General features: G+C 60.6%; 15 protein-coding genes. 3 read left to right on the plus strand and 12 right to left on the minus strand.

Going from position 1 to position 15964, the window contains the following annotated elements; genetic code table 11:
• Positions 1-55: 55 nt before the first annotated feature.
• The 7 genes from tsaA to AB3G88_RS05985 all read right to left on the minus strand — a co-directional run bounded on the left by tsaA (position 56) and on the right by AB3G88_RS05985 (position 4820).
• Positions 56-751, minus strand: coding sequence for a tRNA (N6-threonylcarbamoyladenosine(37)-N6)-methyltransferase TrmO (tsaA, locus tag AB3G88_RS05955; RefSeq protein ID WP_191958252.1), 696 nt, complete (start codon positions 749-751; stop codon positions 56-58).
• A 3-nt stretch (positions 752-754) separates the two neighbouring features.
• The gene (locus AB3G88_RS05960; protein ID WP_099583453.1) at positions 755-1216 is read right to left on the minus strand and encodes a YehS family protein; all 462 of its coding nucleotides are present in this window, start codon (positions 1214-1216) and stop codon (positions 755-757) included.
• A gap of 67 nt (positions 1217-1283) precedes the next feature.
• The gene (locus AB3G88_RS05965; RefSeq protein ID WP_099583452.1) at positions 1284-1994 is read right to left on the minus strand and encodes an rRNA pseudouridine synthase; all 711 of its coding nucleotides are present in this window, start codon (positions 1992-1994) and stop codon (positions 1284-1286) included.
• Positions 1995-2065: 71 nt separating this feature from the next.
• A complete protein-coding gene (locus AB3G88_RS05970; protein ID WP_480453474.1) occupies positions 2066-2539 on the minus strand; it encodes a GNAT family N-acetyltransferase in 474 nt (157 codons plus the stop codon).
• A gap of 103 nt (positions 2540-2642) precedes the next feature.
• The gene (gene rimO / locus AB3G88_RS05975; protein ID WP_046384502.1) at positions 2643-3983 is read right to left on the minus strand and encodes a 30S ribosomal protein S12 methylthiotransferase RimO; all 1341 of its coding nucleotides are present in this window, start codon (positions 3981-3983) and stop codon (positions 2643-2645) included.
• Positions 3984-4182: 199 nt separating this feature from the next.
• Positions 4183-4500, minus strand: coding sequence for an addiction module antidote protein (locus tag AB3G88_RS05980; RefSeq protein WP_099583416.1), 318 nt, complete (start codon positions 4498-4500; stop codon positions 4183-4185).
• Positions 4497-4820 carry a type II toxin-antitoxin system RelE/ParE family toxin gene (locus tag AB3G88_RS05985; RefSeq protein ID WP_099583415.1) on the minus strand — a complete coding sequence of 108 codons (324 nt, stop codon included), beginning with the start codon at positions 4818-4820 and terminating at the stop codon, positions 4497-4499. The genes AB3G88_RS05980 and AB3G88_RS05985 overlap by 4 nt, the downstream gene beginning before the upstream one ends.
• A gap of 412 nt (positions 4821-5232) precedes the next feature.
• On the opposite strand from AB3G88_RS05985, the gene AB3G88_RS05990 reads away from it, so the two are divergent.
• The 3 genes from AB3G88_RS05990 to AB3G88_RS06000 all read left to right on the plus strand — a co-directional run bounded on the left by AB3G88_RS05990 (position 5233) and on the right by AB3G88_RS06000 (position 8822).
• Positions 5233-7134: a potassium transporter Kup gene (locus AB3G88_RS05990; RefSeq protein ID WP_099583414.1), complete on the plus strand. Its 1902-nt coding sequence runs from the start codon at positions 5233-5235 to the stop codon at positions 7132-7134.
• 125 nt (positions 7135-7259) lie between these two features.
• Entirely contained in the window at positions 7260-8366 is a 1107-nt protein-coding gene (locus AB3G88_RS05995; RefSeq protein WP_480453475.1) for an NADH:flavin oxidoreductase/NADH oxidase, read from the plus strand.
• A gap of 270 nt (positions 8367-8636) precedes the next feature.
• Positions 8637-8822, plus strand: a complete 186-nt coding sequence (locus AB3G88_RS06000) for a hypothetical protein (protein ID WP_099583412.1) — start codon at positions 8637-8639, stop codon at positions 8820-8822.
• 51 nt (positions 8823-8873) lie between these two features.
• On the opposite strand, the gene AB3G88_RS06005 is transcribed toward AB3G88_RS06000, so the two are convergent.
• From AB3G88_RS06005 to AB3G88_RS06025, 5 genes are all read right to left on the minus strand, one after another.
• Entirely contained in the window at positions 8874-10499 is a 1626-nt protein-coding gene (locus AB3G88_RS06005) for a glucan biosynthesis protein D (RefSeq protein WP_032891741.1), read from the minus strand.
• Positions 10500-10756: 257 nt separating this feature from the next.
• On the minus strand, positions 10757-12619 hold the full coding sequence (locus tag AB3G88_RS06010; RefSeq protein WP_480453476.1) for an NAD(P)-binding protein: 1863 nt from the start codon (positions 12617-12619) through the stop codon (positions 10757-10759).
• Between the two features lie 66 nt (positions 12620-12685).
• Positions 12686-14110: a gamma-aminobutyraldehyde dehydrogenase gene (locus AB3G88_RS06015; RefSeq protein ID WP_480453477.1), complete on the minus strand. Its 1425-nt coding sequence runs from the start codon at positions 14108-14110 to the stop codon at positions 12686-12688.
• A gap of 109 nt (positions 14111-14219) precedes the next feature.
• Entirely contained in the window at positions 14220-15044 is an 825-nt protein-coding gene (locus tag AB3G88_RS06020; RefSeq protein ID WP_099583409.1) for an ABC transporter permease, read from the minus strand.
• Positions 15034-15963 (minus strand): ABC transporter permease, encoded by a 930-nt coding sequence (locus tag AB3G88_RS06025; protein ID WP_032891733.1) that lies wholly within the window; start codon positions 15961-15963, stop codon positions 15034-15036. Before AB3G88_RS06025 ends, AB3G88_RS06020 begins: the two co-directional genes overlap by 11 nt.
• Position 15964 lies beyond the last annotated feature (1 nt).

Below are 15964 nucleotides of genomic sequence, written 5' to 3' on the forward strand. Positions count from 1 at the left end.
TTGAACCGAGGTGATGCTATCGCAGGCAAGCCAGCTCCCACATTTGGTTTTCGTCCTATTTAGCCGGAACCACTTCCAGCACACAGATCATCCCCGGCTCCGGGTAGTGCCAGCGCACATCTACATCCCAGAACCGCACACCGTATTCACGCTCAGGGCCGGGCGTTTGGTAGGCCGGTCGCGGATCTTGCGCCAGGCACTGATCAATCAACTCTACCAACGGTTCACCAAGGCGCTGGGCATGGCCTTGCGCCTGTTGCAGTGCAGCCTTGAGCCATTGCACGCCGATCAGTTCGGGCGCATCGCTGGCGATGTGGTTGGTGGCCGCACCAACGCTATCGGCATACGGCACATACGGCTTGATATCCAACACCGGCGTGCCGTCGAGCAAATCGATCCCGGAAATCCACAGCCGCCCCGGCTCCACCTTGTCCAGCTTCACTACCGACTGGCCGATGCCATTAGGTCGATGAGTCGCGCGGGTCGCAAATACGCCCATGGACGTATTGCCGCCTAGACGCGGCGGCCGCACTTTCAGGCGCGGCTTGTCTTCCAGGGCCTGGTGGAACAGGAATAACAGCCACACATGGCTGACCTGTTCCAAACCCTGCACCGCCTCACCCTGGTCGAACGGCGCCACCAACTCCAACACGCCCCGGGCGGCGGGCGCCAGTTGCGGTTGGCGAGGGATGGCGAACTTCTCCTTGAAGCAGGAGCGGACGAAGCCGACGGGCGAGACCTGGTAACTCATGGCTTATGCACGAACCCGCAGGGTCAGACCCTTGAGGAAGTTGCGCAGCAACTGGTCGCCACAGGTGCGGTAGTTGGTGTGGCCGAACTTGCGGAACAGCGCGCTCAGCTCCGGCTTGGAGACCGGGAACTCGGCAGCCTTGAGGATGGCGTGCATGTCGTCTTCTTTCAGCTCGAAGGCCACGCGCAGCTTTTTGAGGATGATGTTGTTGGTCACCGGGGTTTCGATCGGCTGCGGCGGACGGCTTTCGTCCTTGCCGCGCTTGAAGATCACCAGGCCGTCGAGGAAGTAGGCCATGACCTCGTCCGGGCAGAAGACGAAGCCTTCTTCCTCATCTTTCTTGAGGTAGGTCAGCAGGTCGTCCTTGGTGACGTCCATGCCGCCGAGCTTGATGATCTCGACCATCTTGTTGTCGCTGATGTCGAGCATGTAGCGCACGCTGCGCAGTACGTCGTTGTGAATCATGGTGGGCAATCCTGGTATTCAACTGAGGACACCGCCCATCAGGCGGTGTCGAGAAAAGGGGAGCGGCTTAGAACTTCTCTTTGCCGGACAGGTAACGCCATTGACCGACCGGCACCTTGCCGATCGATACACCGCCGATACGGATGCGACGGATCGCCACGACTTTCAGGCCAACGGCTTCGCAGAACAGCGCGATCACGCCTGGCTGCGGGTTTTTCATCGCGAAACGCAGGCGGTTTTCGTTCTGCCAGCTGGCTTTGACCGCCGGCAGCTCCTTGCCCTTGTAGGTCAGGCCGTGGTTCAGGCGGTTGAGGCCGTGGGCAACCATGTCGCCCTCGACTTCCACCACGTACTCCTGCTCGATCTTGGCGGCATCGGCGGTCAACTTGCGCAGAATCTTCCAATCCTGGGTAAACACCAACAGGCCGCTGGCCTTGGCTTGCAGGTCGGCGCTGGCGGTCAGGCGCAGGAAGTGACCTTTGAGCGGGCGCTTGCTGAAGCGGTGTTCTTCGGACAGGGTTTCGGCGCTGATCGAGGCCATGGCGGTCTCGGCATCCACGCCGGCGGGAGCGTGCAGCAGGATGGTCACCGGTTCCGGCACCGTCGCCTTGGCGTCGGGGTCAAGTTCGACTTTCTGCGTCGTGACCTTGAACTGCGGCTCGTCGATCACTTCACCGTCCACCGAGACCCAGCCGCCTTCGATAAACAGCTCAGCCTCCCGACGGGAGCAACCGACCAGTTCGATAAGGCGTTTGGAGAGGCGTATGGGGTCAGTCATGACAAGGGCCGTAACAAAAGGGGGCGGGTATTGTACCTGTGCGGGCGCGGTTAATCCCGGACCCATTTCATTTAGCCTTGGCGCTCCTGCTGATGCGCCTGGCGCAGACGCATATGCAGCAACGGATAAGGCTGGCCCAGGCCATCATGCTCCGTGCGTCCGATCACCTCGAACCCGAGCTTCAAATAAAACCCCAATGCCTGGGGATTCTGTTCGTTGACATCCAGCGCTTCGGCATTCAGGTGCTCGATCGCGTACCACAGCAGTTGTCGGCCAAGGCCCCGGCCACGGTGTTGCGGGTCGATAAACAGCATCTCCACCTTGCCCGCCGCGACCCCGGCAAACCCGGTGATGCGCTGGCGCGAGTCCTTGGTGCAGATCAGCATCACTGCGTCCAGGTAGCGGGTCAGCACCAGGTTTTTGAGCAGCACGATGTAACTGTCGGGTAAAAAGTCATGGGTGGCCCGCACAGAGGCTTCCCAGATCTGCGTCAACTGCGCGTAGTCGCTGGTGTTGGGTGTATGGATAACCGAATGCTGACGCATGCCCGCTGCCCCTTGCTGAGATCCGTGCCGATGGGCAAAACGATAGACGTAAAAAAGCCCCGCATCTTGTCCAGAGGCAGGGCTTTTTCATGTTTTTACGCCATCAGTCGCGCTTTTCGGCCCACAGGTCGTACTCGTCGGCGTCGGTCACGGTGCACCAGACCTTGTCGCCCGGCTTCAAACCGCTGGCATCGTCGATAAAAACGTTACCGTCGATTTCCGGCGCGTCGAAGAAGCAGCGGCCTACCGCGCCTTGCTCGTCGACTTCGTCGATCAGCACTTCGATTTCCTTGCCTATGCGCAGTTGCAGGCGCGCCGAGCTGATCGCCTGCTGGTGCGCCATGAAACGCTCCCAGCGGTCTTGCTTGACGTCGTCCGGCACCACGGCCAGGTCCAGCAGGTTGGCCGGAGCACCTTCCACCGGCGAGTACTGGAAGCAGCCGACACGGTCCAGTTGGGCTTCGGTCAGCCAGTCCAGCAGGTACTGGAAGTCTTCTTCGGTTTCGCCAGGGAAGCCGACGATGAAGGTCGAACGGATGATCAGCTCCGGGCAGATCTCGCGCCAGTTCTTGATGCGCGCCAGGGTCTTGTCTTCGAAAGCCGGGCGTTTCATCGCCTTGAGCACTTTCGGGCTGGCGTGCTGGAACGGGATGTCCAGGTACGGCAGGATCTTGCCGGCGGCCATCAGCGGGATCAGTTCGTCCACGTGCGGGTACGGATAAACGTAGTGCAGGCGCACCCACACGCCGAGGCTGCTCAAGGCTTCGCAGAGTTCGGTCATGCGGGTTTTCACCGGCGCGCCGTTCCAGAAACCGGTGCGGTATTTCACGTCGACGCCATAGGCGCTGGTGTCCTGGGAGATTACCAACAGCTCTTTCACGCCGGATTTGACCAGGCGCTGGGCTTCATCGAGCACGTCACCGACCGGGCGGCTGACCAACTTGCCGCGCATCGACGGGATGATGCAGAAGCTGCAGCTGTGGTTGCAGCCTTCGGAAATCTTCAGGTACGCATAGTGGCGCGGGGTCAGCTTGATGCCTTGCGGCGGCACCAGGTCGATCAGCGGGTTGTGATCCTGACGCGGCGGCACCACTTGGTGCACGGCATTGACCACCTGCTCGTACTGCTGCGGACCTGTCACGGCCAGCACGCTTGGGTGCACGTTGCGGATATTGCCTTCTTCCACGCCCATGCAACCGGTCACGATGACCTTGCCGTTTTCCTTGATGGCTTCGCCGATCACTTCCAGGGACTCCGCCTTGGCCGAGTCGATAAAGCCACAGGTGTTGACCACCACCACGTCGGCGTCCTGGTACGTGGACACGACGTCATAGCCTTCCATACGCAGTTGCGTGAGGATGCGCTCGGAGTCGACCAGAGCCTTTGGGCAACCCAGGGAAACAAAGCCAACCTTGGGGTTGGCTTTTGCGATGGTGGTGGACATGTCTAACCTCGGTATTGAATGACGCTGCCGGTCGTGCACGACAAGACAACGGATGGGCGCTTGGTGCGCCTCTGATCAAAAAGTGCGCAATTCTAGCGGCGGGCAATCCACTTGACCAGCTTTATGCAGGGAAATGCGACGAGCGCTGTATTGGGTAATTCGCCCGGCGCTTAACGCGCGCTTGAGGCCATGCGACTTGTTATGTGCGGTGCGATACAACTTTAGACATGCCTACGCCTAATGCCTGCAGCACTTTCAGGAGGGTGGAGAGCTTTGGGTCGCCGCCGACAGCGATGGACCTGTAGAGATTAGCTCTATTGAGGCCCGTGTTCTGCGACAAGCTGAGCATTCCTCCACGGGCTTCCGCCACTCGACGGATAGCGACAAGAAAAGCGTCCTCGCCTCCCGCCACATCTATTTCCTCAAGCGCCACAGATAGATATTCGAGGGCAAACGCTTCGTCGTCTCGAAGCATTTCAAGCACGCTGTCTTCATGAGAGCGAGTACGAATGGTCATTTTTGCTGCACCTTGTAAGATTTCCAGAGAACTTTGGCCTGATTGATGTCGTTCTGCTGCCTTGCCTTTGAGCCACCGCCCAACAGGAAAACAATTCGTCGGTCCTCAATTGCGTAATACACGCGAAACCCAGGACCGAAGTCGAGTTTCATCTCAAAGACCCCGTCACCCACCGGCTCGGTAGTGCCGAAGTGGCCGAGGGACGCTCGGTCCACTCTGGTGGTGATCCTTGCCTTTGAACGTTTATCTTGAACGGTATCCAGCCAAGCTTGATAGATATCTACGCCATTGGCTGACAGTACGTGTTTCACTTCGTACATAAGAAATGTACCTTAAAAGAGACAGATCGATAATTGAGTTTTTATATCGATTGCGCGCCCCAGGCAGGCCCGCGATTAATTGATCAGGTAAGCCGGCCAAGGAATTCCTGTATACACAGCGAAGGCAGCCCCTATGCGCCGGGCGAAAAATATACGGTCGGCCGTAATGCGATCAATGGAGGCATAAAGGCTCCAAAATGCCCCGTCATCTATGGCTCACGACCTAAAACGACGCCCACATCACGTGAGCAGGGAAATGCGACGAGCGCTGCGCTATGCTTCGCGCCGTTGCACACGGGTAAAACCCCTGGGTCAATAAAACGTCTGTTACGAGAAGTAAAACAGCGCATGCTAGGGTCAGCTTAGGCGCGTTGTTTATAAGAGACCTCAGGTCAAAGGGCAGGAGTGGTTGATGGGTCAGGCGAGTAGTCAGGCGGCAGGTGCCGAGCATTCAAACACCAAGCCGATCGGCATGCTGGTGGCAGCGGTCGGGGTGGTTTACGGCGATATCGGCACCAGCCCGCTCTACACCCTCAAAGAGGTGTTCAACGGTGGTTATGGGGTGCAGGTCAACCATGACGGTGTATTGGGGATCCTGGCGCTGATCTTCTGGTCGCTGATCTGGGTCGTATCGATCAAATACATGCTGTTTGTGCTGCGCGCCGACAACCAGGGCGAAGGCGGCATCATGGCTTTGACCGCATTGGCACGCCGGGCAGCGGGAGAGCGCAAGAAATTGCGCAGTTTCCTGGTGGTCTGCGGCCTGTGCGGCGCGGCGCTGTTCTATGGTGACAGCATGATCACCCCGGCGATTTCCGTGTTGTCGGCGGTTGAAGGCCTGGAGCTGGCGTTCGACGGCCTGGAGAAATGGGTCGTGCCGATTGCACTGGTCGTGCTGGTGGCGCTGTTTCTGATCCAGAAACACGGCACCGACCGCATCGGCAAGTTGTTCGGGCCGGTAATGGTGACCTGGTTCCTGGTGCTGGGCGGGCTGGGCATCTATGGCATCAGCCAGCACCCCGAAGTGCTCAAGGCACTGAACCCGATGTGGGCCGTGCGTTTCTTCGAGGCTCACCCAGGCATTGGCGTGGCCATCCTGGGCGCCGTGGTGCTGGCCCTGACCGGCGCCGAAGCGCTCTACGCCGACATGGGCCATTTCGGCCGCAAACCCATCGCCCGCGCCTGGTTTATCCTGGTGTTGCCGGCGCTGGTGCTCAACTATTTCGGCCAGGGCGCCATGCTGCTCGGCGATCCTGAAGCCGCGCGCAACCCGTTCTACCTGCTGGCGCCGAGCTGGGCGCTGATCCCCCTGGTGGTGCTGTCGACCCTGGCCACGGTGATTGCCTCCCAGGCGGTGATTTCCGGTGCGTTCTCCTTGACCCGCCAGGCGATCCAGCTGGGTTACATCCCGCGCATGCACATTCAACATACCTCCAGCGCCGAACAGGGCCAGATCTACATCGGCGCGGTGAACTGGTCGCTGATGGTCGGCGTGATCCTGCTGGTGGTGGGCTTTGAGTCTTCCAACGCACTGGCTTCGGCCTACGGCGTGGCGGTGACCGGCACCATGCTGATGACCACCATTCTGGTCTCGGCGGTGATGTTGCTGCTGTGGAAATGGCCTCCCGTGCTGGCCGTGCCGGTGCTGCTCTGCTGCCTGTTGGTGGACGGCCTGTACTTCGCCGCCAACGTGCCGAAAATCATCCAGGGTGGCGCCTTCCCGGTGATCGCGGGCATCGTGCTGTTCGTGTTGATGACCACTTGGAAGCGCGGCAAGCAATTGCTGGTGGAACGCCTCGACGAAGGCGGGCTGCCGCTGCCGATCTTTATCAGCAGCATCCGCGTACAGCCACCCCATCGCGTGCAGGGCACGGCGGTGTTCCTGACTGCGCGGCCCGACGCCGTGCCCCACGCGCTGTTGCACAACCTGCTGCATAACCAGGTGTTGCACGAGCAAGTGGTGCTGCTGACGGTGGTGTACGAAGACATCCCGCGCGTCCCGGCTTCACGGCGTTTCGAGGTGGATTCCTACGGGGAAGGGTTCTTCCGTGTGATCCTGCACTTCGGTTTCACCGACGAGCCGGATGTGCCCGAAGCGCTGAAGTTGTGCCACTTGGATGATCTTGATTTCAGCCCGATGCGCACTACCTATTTCCTCAGCCGTGAGACGGTGATCGCCTCGAAGATCGAAGGCATGGCGCGCTGGCGCGAAGGCTTGTTTGCGTTCATGTTGAAGAATGCCAACGGTAACCTGCGCTTCTTCAAACTCCCGGTAAACCGGGTGATCGAGCTGGGCACCCAGGTCGAAATGTAAGTATCTGCTGCACGGGAGCCGGCCATCGGCTCCCGCTTTGCTTCTGAACCCTGTGCAATCCATCGTTGTCGACTAGGCTCTAAGCACTGTTGAACAGTGCCCATAGAACCCAGAAGAGGTGCGCCATGAGTCAGCTGCTCGAACCCTATACCCTGCGCCAATTGACCCTCCTGAACCGCATTGCCGTCTCGCCGATGTGCCAATACTCCAGTGATGATGGCCTGGCCAATGACTGGCACCTGGTCCACCTCGGCAGCCGTGCCGTCGGTGGCGCGGGGCTGATTTTCACCGAAGCCACTGCCGTGACGGCCGATGGGCGCATCACGGCCCAGGACCTGGGCCTGTGGAACGACCAACAGATTGAACCGCTGCAGCGCATCACCCGCTTTATTGCCGCCCAGGGCGCGGTGGCCGGCATCCAGTTGGCCCACGCCGGGCGCAAGGCCAGCACCCATCGGCCATGGATCGGCAAGCACGGCAGCGTCAAACCCGAGGACGGTGGTTGGGTGCCGGTAGGCCCATCGCCGATTGCCTTTGACCCTCAACACACTCAACCCCGGCAACTGGACGAAGAGCAGATCAAGTACGTGATCGCCGACTTCGTCGCTGCCGCCAAGCGTGCGCTCACCGCCGGTTTCGAGGTGGTGGAAATCCACGCGGCCCACGGTTATCTGTTGCACCAGTTCCTGTCGCCGATCAGCAATCAACGGCAGGACCAATACGGCGGCTCCTTTGAAAACCGTATCCGCCTGGTGCTTCAAGTGACCCAGGCGGTGCGCGAGGTCTGGCCCCAGGAATTGCCGCTGTTCGTGCGGGTGTCGGCCACCGACTGGGTGGAGGACGGCTGGAACCCCGATGAAACCGTCGAGCTGGCGCTTCGCCTCAAAGGCCTGGGCGTGGACCTGATCGACGTATCCTCCGGCGGCACCGCCGCCAATGCCGAGATCCCCACCGGGCCGGGCTACCAGACGCGCTTTGCCGAACGTGTGCGCAAGGAGTCGGGCATCGCCACCGGCACCGTTGGCATGATCACCGAGCCGGCCCAGGCCGAGCACATCCTGCGCACGTGTCAGGCCGATATCATCTTCCTGGCCCGTGAACTGCTGCGCGATCCGTACTGGCCATTGCATGCCGACGATGACTTGGGCGGGCGCAAGGCAATCTGGCCAGCGCAGTACCAACGGGCGACCCATCGGGACCAGCCGATTCATGAGTCTGACTTGAAGGATTGATCCGCCACAGGCGCCATCTGAACCCACCCTGAGCCGGTGGGTTTTTTCTGTCCGTTGCTGTGGGATCAGGGTGTAGGTATTTGTTACCGAAGTAATTTTTTAAGTGAATACTCTAAAAAAATCCCACACGTAACGAGATTGTTTCTACGCTTAGGATATGACCGATTTCTGGCCCAGGGAGTCAGTCTGTTTGTCCACGCAGGCGTTGCGCCTCACGGGATTCGGTTGGTGGGCACCGGAGTATTTGATTGATATCAGGAGAAGCAGTCCATGGCCAAGTCCGATAGCGTAGCAGGTTGGGTGGCGTCTTTTTTGACCCGCAGGGTGTCCATGCGTGGCCGTCGTTTAAGTCGTGATGAGGTTGAGTTGCTCGCGCAGTATCGCGCCCTGAACGAGAGCGATCAGGTGGCGATGCGTTATCTCATTGGAGCGATGAAGAGCGTGTCGCGGTTTTAGAGCCCACGAGTAAACCGCGTGGGAGGGAACAGGCCCCTCCCACATTGGATATCAGGTGTACTTGCGCTGGTCCGGTGCCGGCGGGAAGTACTGATACAGCCAGGTTTCACTCAACGTGCGGTCCTGGGTGCGGATAAACAGGCGCAGTTCCACCGGCTCCACGCTGTCGCTGGTCGGGTACCAGTCGAACAGGATGCGGTAGCCCTTGATGTTGTCGAGCACCAGCACGCTGAAGTCCTTGACCTCACCATGGGAACACGTCACCACGGGCTCGATCCCGGTGCCGGGCGGTAAACGGTCAAGGCCCCCGCCCTTGAAGTCCACGGCAAAACGCCGCGCCCATACGTCCGGGTAATGCTCGCCCGGTGCCCAACCTTCGGTAAAGCCGCCCATGCCGGAACGGGTCGCGTCGACCTGGGCCAACGGCGTGCTCACCGGTGGCAAGGCGCTCCAGTACAGCTTGTAGCCATAGTTGAGCGACTCACCCGCAGCCACGGGCTTTTTCGGGGTCCAGAAGGCCACGATGTTGTCCAGGGTCTCGCCGGTGGTGGGGATCTCCAACAGGTCGATGGAGCCTTCGCCCCAGGCGGTGGTCGGCTCGACCCACAGGCTTGGGCGCTTGCTGTACCAGTCTACGGTGTCCTGGTAGCTGGCGAACTCATGGTCGGTCTGCACCAGCCCAAAGCCTTTCGGGTCTTTGTCGGCAAATGCGTTGAATTGCAGCTTGGCCGGGTTGTTCAGCGGGCGGCAGATCCACTCGCCGTTGCCGCGCCACATCGCCAGGCGGTCCGAGTCGTGGATTTGCGGGTGGATGGTGTCGCACATCCGGCGTTCGTGGGTGCCGCAGCTGAACATGCTGGTCATCGGTGCGATGCCCAGTTGCTCAATGGCGGTGCGCGCATTGATGTGCGCGTCGATCGCCATCACCACCTGGTTGGCCTGGCAGTCGATATCGAAGCGATAGGCGCCGGTGGCACTTGGCGAGTCGAGCAGGGCGTAGACCACAAAACGCGTGGCGTCCTTGTCCGGGGTTTCGAACCAGAACTGCGTGAAGTCAGGGAATTCCTCGCGTTTTTTCGCGTAGGTGTCGATGGCCAGGCCACGGGCAGACAGGCCGTATTGGCCGGTGGAATCCACGGCGCGGAAGTAGCTGGCACCGAGAAACGACAGCACGTCATGGCGATCCAGTTCCGGGGCCTTGAACAGTTTGAAACCGGAGAAGCCCAAGTCGCCGGTCAGCTGTTTGGTGTCGACGGTGGTTTTTTCATAGTTGAACAGCGAGGGGCGAAAGTGCACCTCGCGGGCTTCACGGGTTTTCGGATCAACGCTGTGCATGCGCACCGGCGTCTTGAAACCCATGCCGACGTGGAAAAACTGCACGTCCAACTGGCCGTTCAACTCTTTCCACAGCGAATGCTTGCCGTCGTAGCCGATGGCGTTGAAATTCTGCGGGGTCATGGTCGCCAGGGTCGGCGGCAGCACCTGTTTGGTGTCTTTATAAGCGGTCCCGGCGAGTTGCTTGGCCTGGGCCTTGAGTGCGTCGAAGTCGAACGCCACGGCCTTGCCGTCGGCGGCACGGTTCCCGGCCCAGGCCTGCGCGGCCAGCAGGCCGCTGGCCGACAAACCGGTGTAAGCCGCAATGGCCATGGACGCTTTGAGCAAATTCCTGCGGTGCATAGAGACAACCTGTCGTGAGCAAATCCCGCGCCGTTCCTGGCACGTAGCGGATCAGAAATTACGGTTCGGACATGCCTTCGGCCAAACGCAACGGACATTAAACAGACGCCGGATAGCTTAAGCGGTTCGATGACGTAGGAAAATTGATTGATGGCGGGTTGATGGCATTGCAAGTGCGACAAGACATTTCCGCGCCTAATGTGGGAGGGGCAAGCCCCCTCCCACATTGACTATTGCAGTGCTTGTCAGAGCGTCTTTCAGGCGACTTCACCGACTGCCCGGTAAGCCTCATCGATCGCCGCATGGGCATACGCGCTCCACGCCGCATCCGAATTGGCGATGCTCACATGTCCTACAGGCTTGCGCGCCAAATTCATCAACGCTTCGTTCTCATCGGCGTCATCAAACAAGCTGTTGGAGAAGCTCGCATAACCATGTGACCAACGGTTGACCGTGATCGCCAGAATATCCGTCTCATGCTTGAACCCACCCGGCCCGAGCATGCGTTGCAACTGGTCACGCAATTGCGCCTCCAACTGCTCGAACGTCTGCCCATACAGCTTGCCCCGTCCGGCGCGGGCTTGGTCGCGGGCGTTCATGCCGCTGTCGGGGCTGGTAGGCACATAGACCAGGTGCAGCCCAATCGGCTGCGTCGGGTCGCGTGGATGATCGTAGCCGCCCATGCTCACCGGGTAGTCCAGTTTGATGCGGCTGTACGGTTGGGTCGCCGCGTAGATCTCATGCACCCCCAGTTGCTGGAACGACTGCCAATTGCGGATCACCACCTTGGTGTACACCAGCGGGTATTTCACGTTCTGGCTGAGCGCATGGGCCTGAGGCGCCGGCAGGTCTTTGAGCAGGTACGGAATCATCATGTTGTAGCACGCCAGGATGCAGCGCTTGCCGCGCACCTGGGCGAGCTGGCCGCCGCGGCTGTAGCCGATATGCACGCCACCGTCGACGTTGCGCACGCTGACGGCCGTGCTGTTCAAGCGCAGCCGTACCGCCGCCTTGGGCTGGTCGAGCCTGGCGTAATCAAAGGTGGCCAGCACGATATCGTCCATGGTGTGCCCCGGCGCCACGCCGGGTATCAGGCTGCGCACCAGCAACCGCGCCACCGAGGCATTGCCATCCGGGAAGTGGTAGATGTAGGGCTCTTCCATTTCCGCTGCGGCTTCTTCGCTGATTGGCGCCAGGTTCATCCCCGCAAAGCCTGGGAAACCCACGCTATAGGCATCGGCCGCTGCCACGGCATCAATGCTCAGCGCCATGAAGTCATTGGTTCGGCTCTGGAAGTACTTCACCGCGCCTTCCGATAACCCTACGTCCTTGAGCAGGAAATTGCGGTAGCTGGTGGCCGACAGGTAGTCGGCCTTTTCTTCGGCTGTTTTACCCGGCAGGTAATCCTTGGGCGCCGTGTGCAGGTCGATCAACGCCTGGCGGTCTGCTGCCGGCAGAGGAAAGTCATTGATGAACTCGTGGATGGGCCGCGCATGCAGTTGGTCTGGCGCAATGTCATCAGCCACCATGGGCGTCGGGTCACCGGTCACCAGTTTGTCTTCGCCGAAGTTTTCCTTGTCGAAAAACACCCCGCGCGACAGCCCCAGGTTGGGGTAGAACTGGCGGTCGAAGGCGGTTTCGAAGCGCTTGATAGTGACGCCGAGCTTCTTCAGCAGCCCGTTCACTTCCTTGCTGTACAAATGGTTCGGCGATTGCAACGCCTCGCTGCCGCCGTAACCGATGATCATGCGGCCACCGGCCTGGAATTCATTGCGCTTGGCGTGGCCGCCGAAGTCGTCGTGGTTTTCCAGGATCAGGATCTTCGCCTTCGGGTGCTTCTCCCGGTAGAACCACGCCGCCGACAAACCACTCAAGCCTCCGCCGACCACCACCAGATCGTAATCCTCGGTGATCGGCAGTTTTTCGGTGTCGAACACCTTCTTTTCCCAGCCCATCTGGTGCGCCACTTCGAACGAGCCGACATGGCTGCCGCGCAGGCCGGTGAGGGCAGGGGGGTAGTAGCGGCCATCGGGTGCAGCCTGGAGCAGTTGCAGCGGAGTCATGCCTGCGGCAACAGTAATGGCGACGCCGTTGAGGAAGTCGCGGCGGGTGATGTCCATGGGGGGCAACCTGAGATTTTATTGTTGTAGGACCGGCACCCAAGGCAGGTGCCGGGAGGCGCTCGATCAGTGCTTGAACATCACGTGGCGAACCGTGGTGTAGTCCTCCAGCCCGTACATGGACATGTCCTTGCCGTAACCCGACAGTTTCTGACCGCCATGGGGCATTTCGCTGACCAGCATGAAGTGGGTATTCACCCACGTGCAGCCATACTGCAAGCGCGCAGCCAAACGATGGGCGCGGCCTACATCGGCGGTCCATACGGAGGACGCCAAGCCGTAGTCCGAATCATTGGCCCAGCCCAATACCTGCGCTTCGTCGGTGAACCTGGTCACCGACACCACCGGTCCGAACACCTCGCGGCGCACGATTTCATCGTCCTGTTGCGCATCGGCCAGTACCGTCGGTTCAAAGAAGAACCCGTTGCCTTCCACCGCCTTGCCACCCGTCACCAGGCGGATATGCGGCTGCGCCACGGCACGCTCGACAAACCCGGCGACACGGTCGCGATGCTGTGCGGTGATCAACGGGCCCAGTTCGGTGGCCGGGTCATCCTGCAAGCCATATTTGATAGTGGCGACGGCCGCACCGAGCTTCTCGACAAATGCGTCGTAGATATCCGCCTGGGCGTAAATGCGGCACGCGGACGTGCAGTCCTGGCCAGCGTTATAGAAGCCGAACGTGCGGATACCTTCCACGGCGGCCTCGATGTCCGCGTCGTTGAAGATGATCACCGGCGCCTTGCCGCCCAGTTCCATGTGCATGCGCTTCACGCTGTCGGCCGTGCTGGAAATGATATTCGCGCCGGTGGCGATGGAGCCGGTCAGCGACACCATGCGCACCTTCGGGTGGTTCACCAGCGGGCTGCCTACGGTTGGCCCACGACCGAACACCAGGTTGAGTACACCGGCCGGAAAAATCTCCGATGCCAGTTCAACCATGCGCAACGCGGTCAGCGGGGTTTGCTCCGACGGCTTGAGCACCACGGTATTACCGGCGGCGAGGGCTGGGGCGATTTTCCAGGCGACCATCATCAGCGGGTAGTTCCACGGTGCGATAGAGGCGATCACGCCCACCGGGTCGCGGCGGATCATCGACGTGTGGCCCGGCAGGTATTCGCCGCCGGCCGAACCGCTCATGCAACGGCTGGCGCCGGCGAAGAAGCGGAATACATCGGCAATCGCCGGGATCTCGTCGTTCAGCGCCGCGCTGTAGGGCTTGCCGCAGTTGTCCGACTCCAGCTTGGCCAACTCTTCGCCGTGGGCTTCGATTGCGTCGGCCAGTTTCAGCAGCAGCAGGGAGCGGTCCTTCGGCGCGGTTTGCGCCCAGCTTTCAAAAGCCGCGTCGGCGGCGCGCACGGCCGCGTCGACCTGGGCTTCGCTGGCTTCGTTGATTTCCACCAGCACCCGGCCCAACGCCGGGTTGAAAATCGCCTGGGCCGGGCCTTCGCCTTCGACCAGGTGGCCGTTGATCAGCAGTTTGGTTTGCATGGTTCAGCTCTCCTCAAACTAATGTTATTTCCCTGAAGAAACCGGCTCTAAATGTGGGAGGGGGCTTGCCCCTTCCCACATTTAGAGCCGAGTTCCTCCAGTCACAGAGTTATTTACCGCCACTTCCCGCCACGCTTTCACCGCCGCGTGTCAGGTAATAGGCACCGAGAATCGGGAACATCGTGACCAGCATCACCAGCATCGCCACCACGTTGGTCACCGGCACATCCCTAGGGCGACTGAGCTGGTTGAGCAACCACAGCGGCAAGGTGCGCTCGTGGCCAGCGGTGAAGGTGGTGACGATGATTTCGTCGAACGACAGCGCGAACGCGAGCATGCCGCCGGCCAGCAGCGCCGAGCCCAGGTTGGGCATGATGATGTAGCGGAAGGTCTGCCAACCGTCGGCGCCCAGGTCCATCGAGGCCTCGATCAGGCTATGGGAGGTGCGGCGCAAGCGGGCGATGACGTTGTTGTAGACGATCACTACGCAGAATGTCGCGTGGCCGACGATGATGGTGAACATCCCAGGCTCAATGCCCAGTGTCTTGAAGGTCGCCAGCAGCGCGATACCGGTGATGATGCCCGGCAGCGCAATCGGCAGGATCAGCATCAGCGACACGCCTTGCTTGCCGAAGAACTCGCGGCGATACAGCGCCGCCGACGCGAGGGTGCCGAGCACCATGGCGATCAGGGTGGCAATGGCGGCGATCTGCAGCGACAGTTTGATCGACTCCAGCACGTCCGGTCGGGCAAACGCCACACTGAACCACTTCAACGTGAAGCCCTGGGGTGGAAAGCTGAACGCGGCTTCTTCGGTGTTGAAGGCATAGAGGAAGATGATCAGGATCGGGAAGTGCAGAAACACCAACCCGCCCCAGGCCGCGATCTTCAAGCCTATTGATGACTGCATTTGAGGTGAAGAGTCAGAGTGCATCGAAGGCCCCCAGGCGTTTGACGATGGACAGGTACACCGCAATCAACACGATGGGCACCAGGGTGAACGCCGCGGCCATGGGCATATTGCCGATGGCACCTTGCTGGGCATACACCATGCCACCGACGAAGTAACCCGGCGGGCCCACCAGTTGCGGCACGATGAAATCGCCCAGGGTCAGCGAAAACGTGAAGATCGACCCGGCCGCAATCCCCGGAATCGACAGCGGCAGAATCACCTGCATAAAGGTCTGGCGCGGCTTGGCGCCCAGATCCGCCGAGGCTTGCAGCAACGACGGCGGCAAACGCTCCAGGGATGCCTGGATCGGCAAAATCATGAACGGCAGCCAGATATAGACGAACACCATGAACCGCCCCAAATGCGAGGTGCTCAAGGTGCTGCCGCCCACGCCGGGAATGCCCAGCACGAACTGCAACACCGGCTCCAGCCCCAGGTGCTGCACAAACCACTGCGCCACGCCGCCCTTGGCCAGCAGCAAGGTCCAGGCGTAGGCCTTGACGATATAGCTGGCCCACATCGGCATCATCACCGCGATGTAGAAGAACGCCTTGGTCTTGCCCGTGGTGTAGCGGGCCATGTAGTAGGCAATGGGGAAGGCCACGATGGCGCTGGCGATCGACACCACAATCGCCATGCTCAGGGTGCGCAGGATGATGTCGAAGTTCGACGGCTGGAACAGCGCGGCGAAGTTGGCCAGGGTCAGGTCCGGCGTGACCGCCATGGTGAAGTCGTCGAAGGTGTAGAAGCCTTGCCACAGCAGGGTCAGCAACGAGCCGAGGTAGATCGCGCCGAACCAGATCAGCGGCGGTATCAGCAGCATGGCCAGGTACAGGTTGGGCTTGCGGTACAGCAGGTTGGAGAACCTGCGCATCGGCGGTTGGGAAAGGGCCAGGCTCATG

Source organism: Pseudomonas arvensis (genome assembly GCF_056688935.1).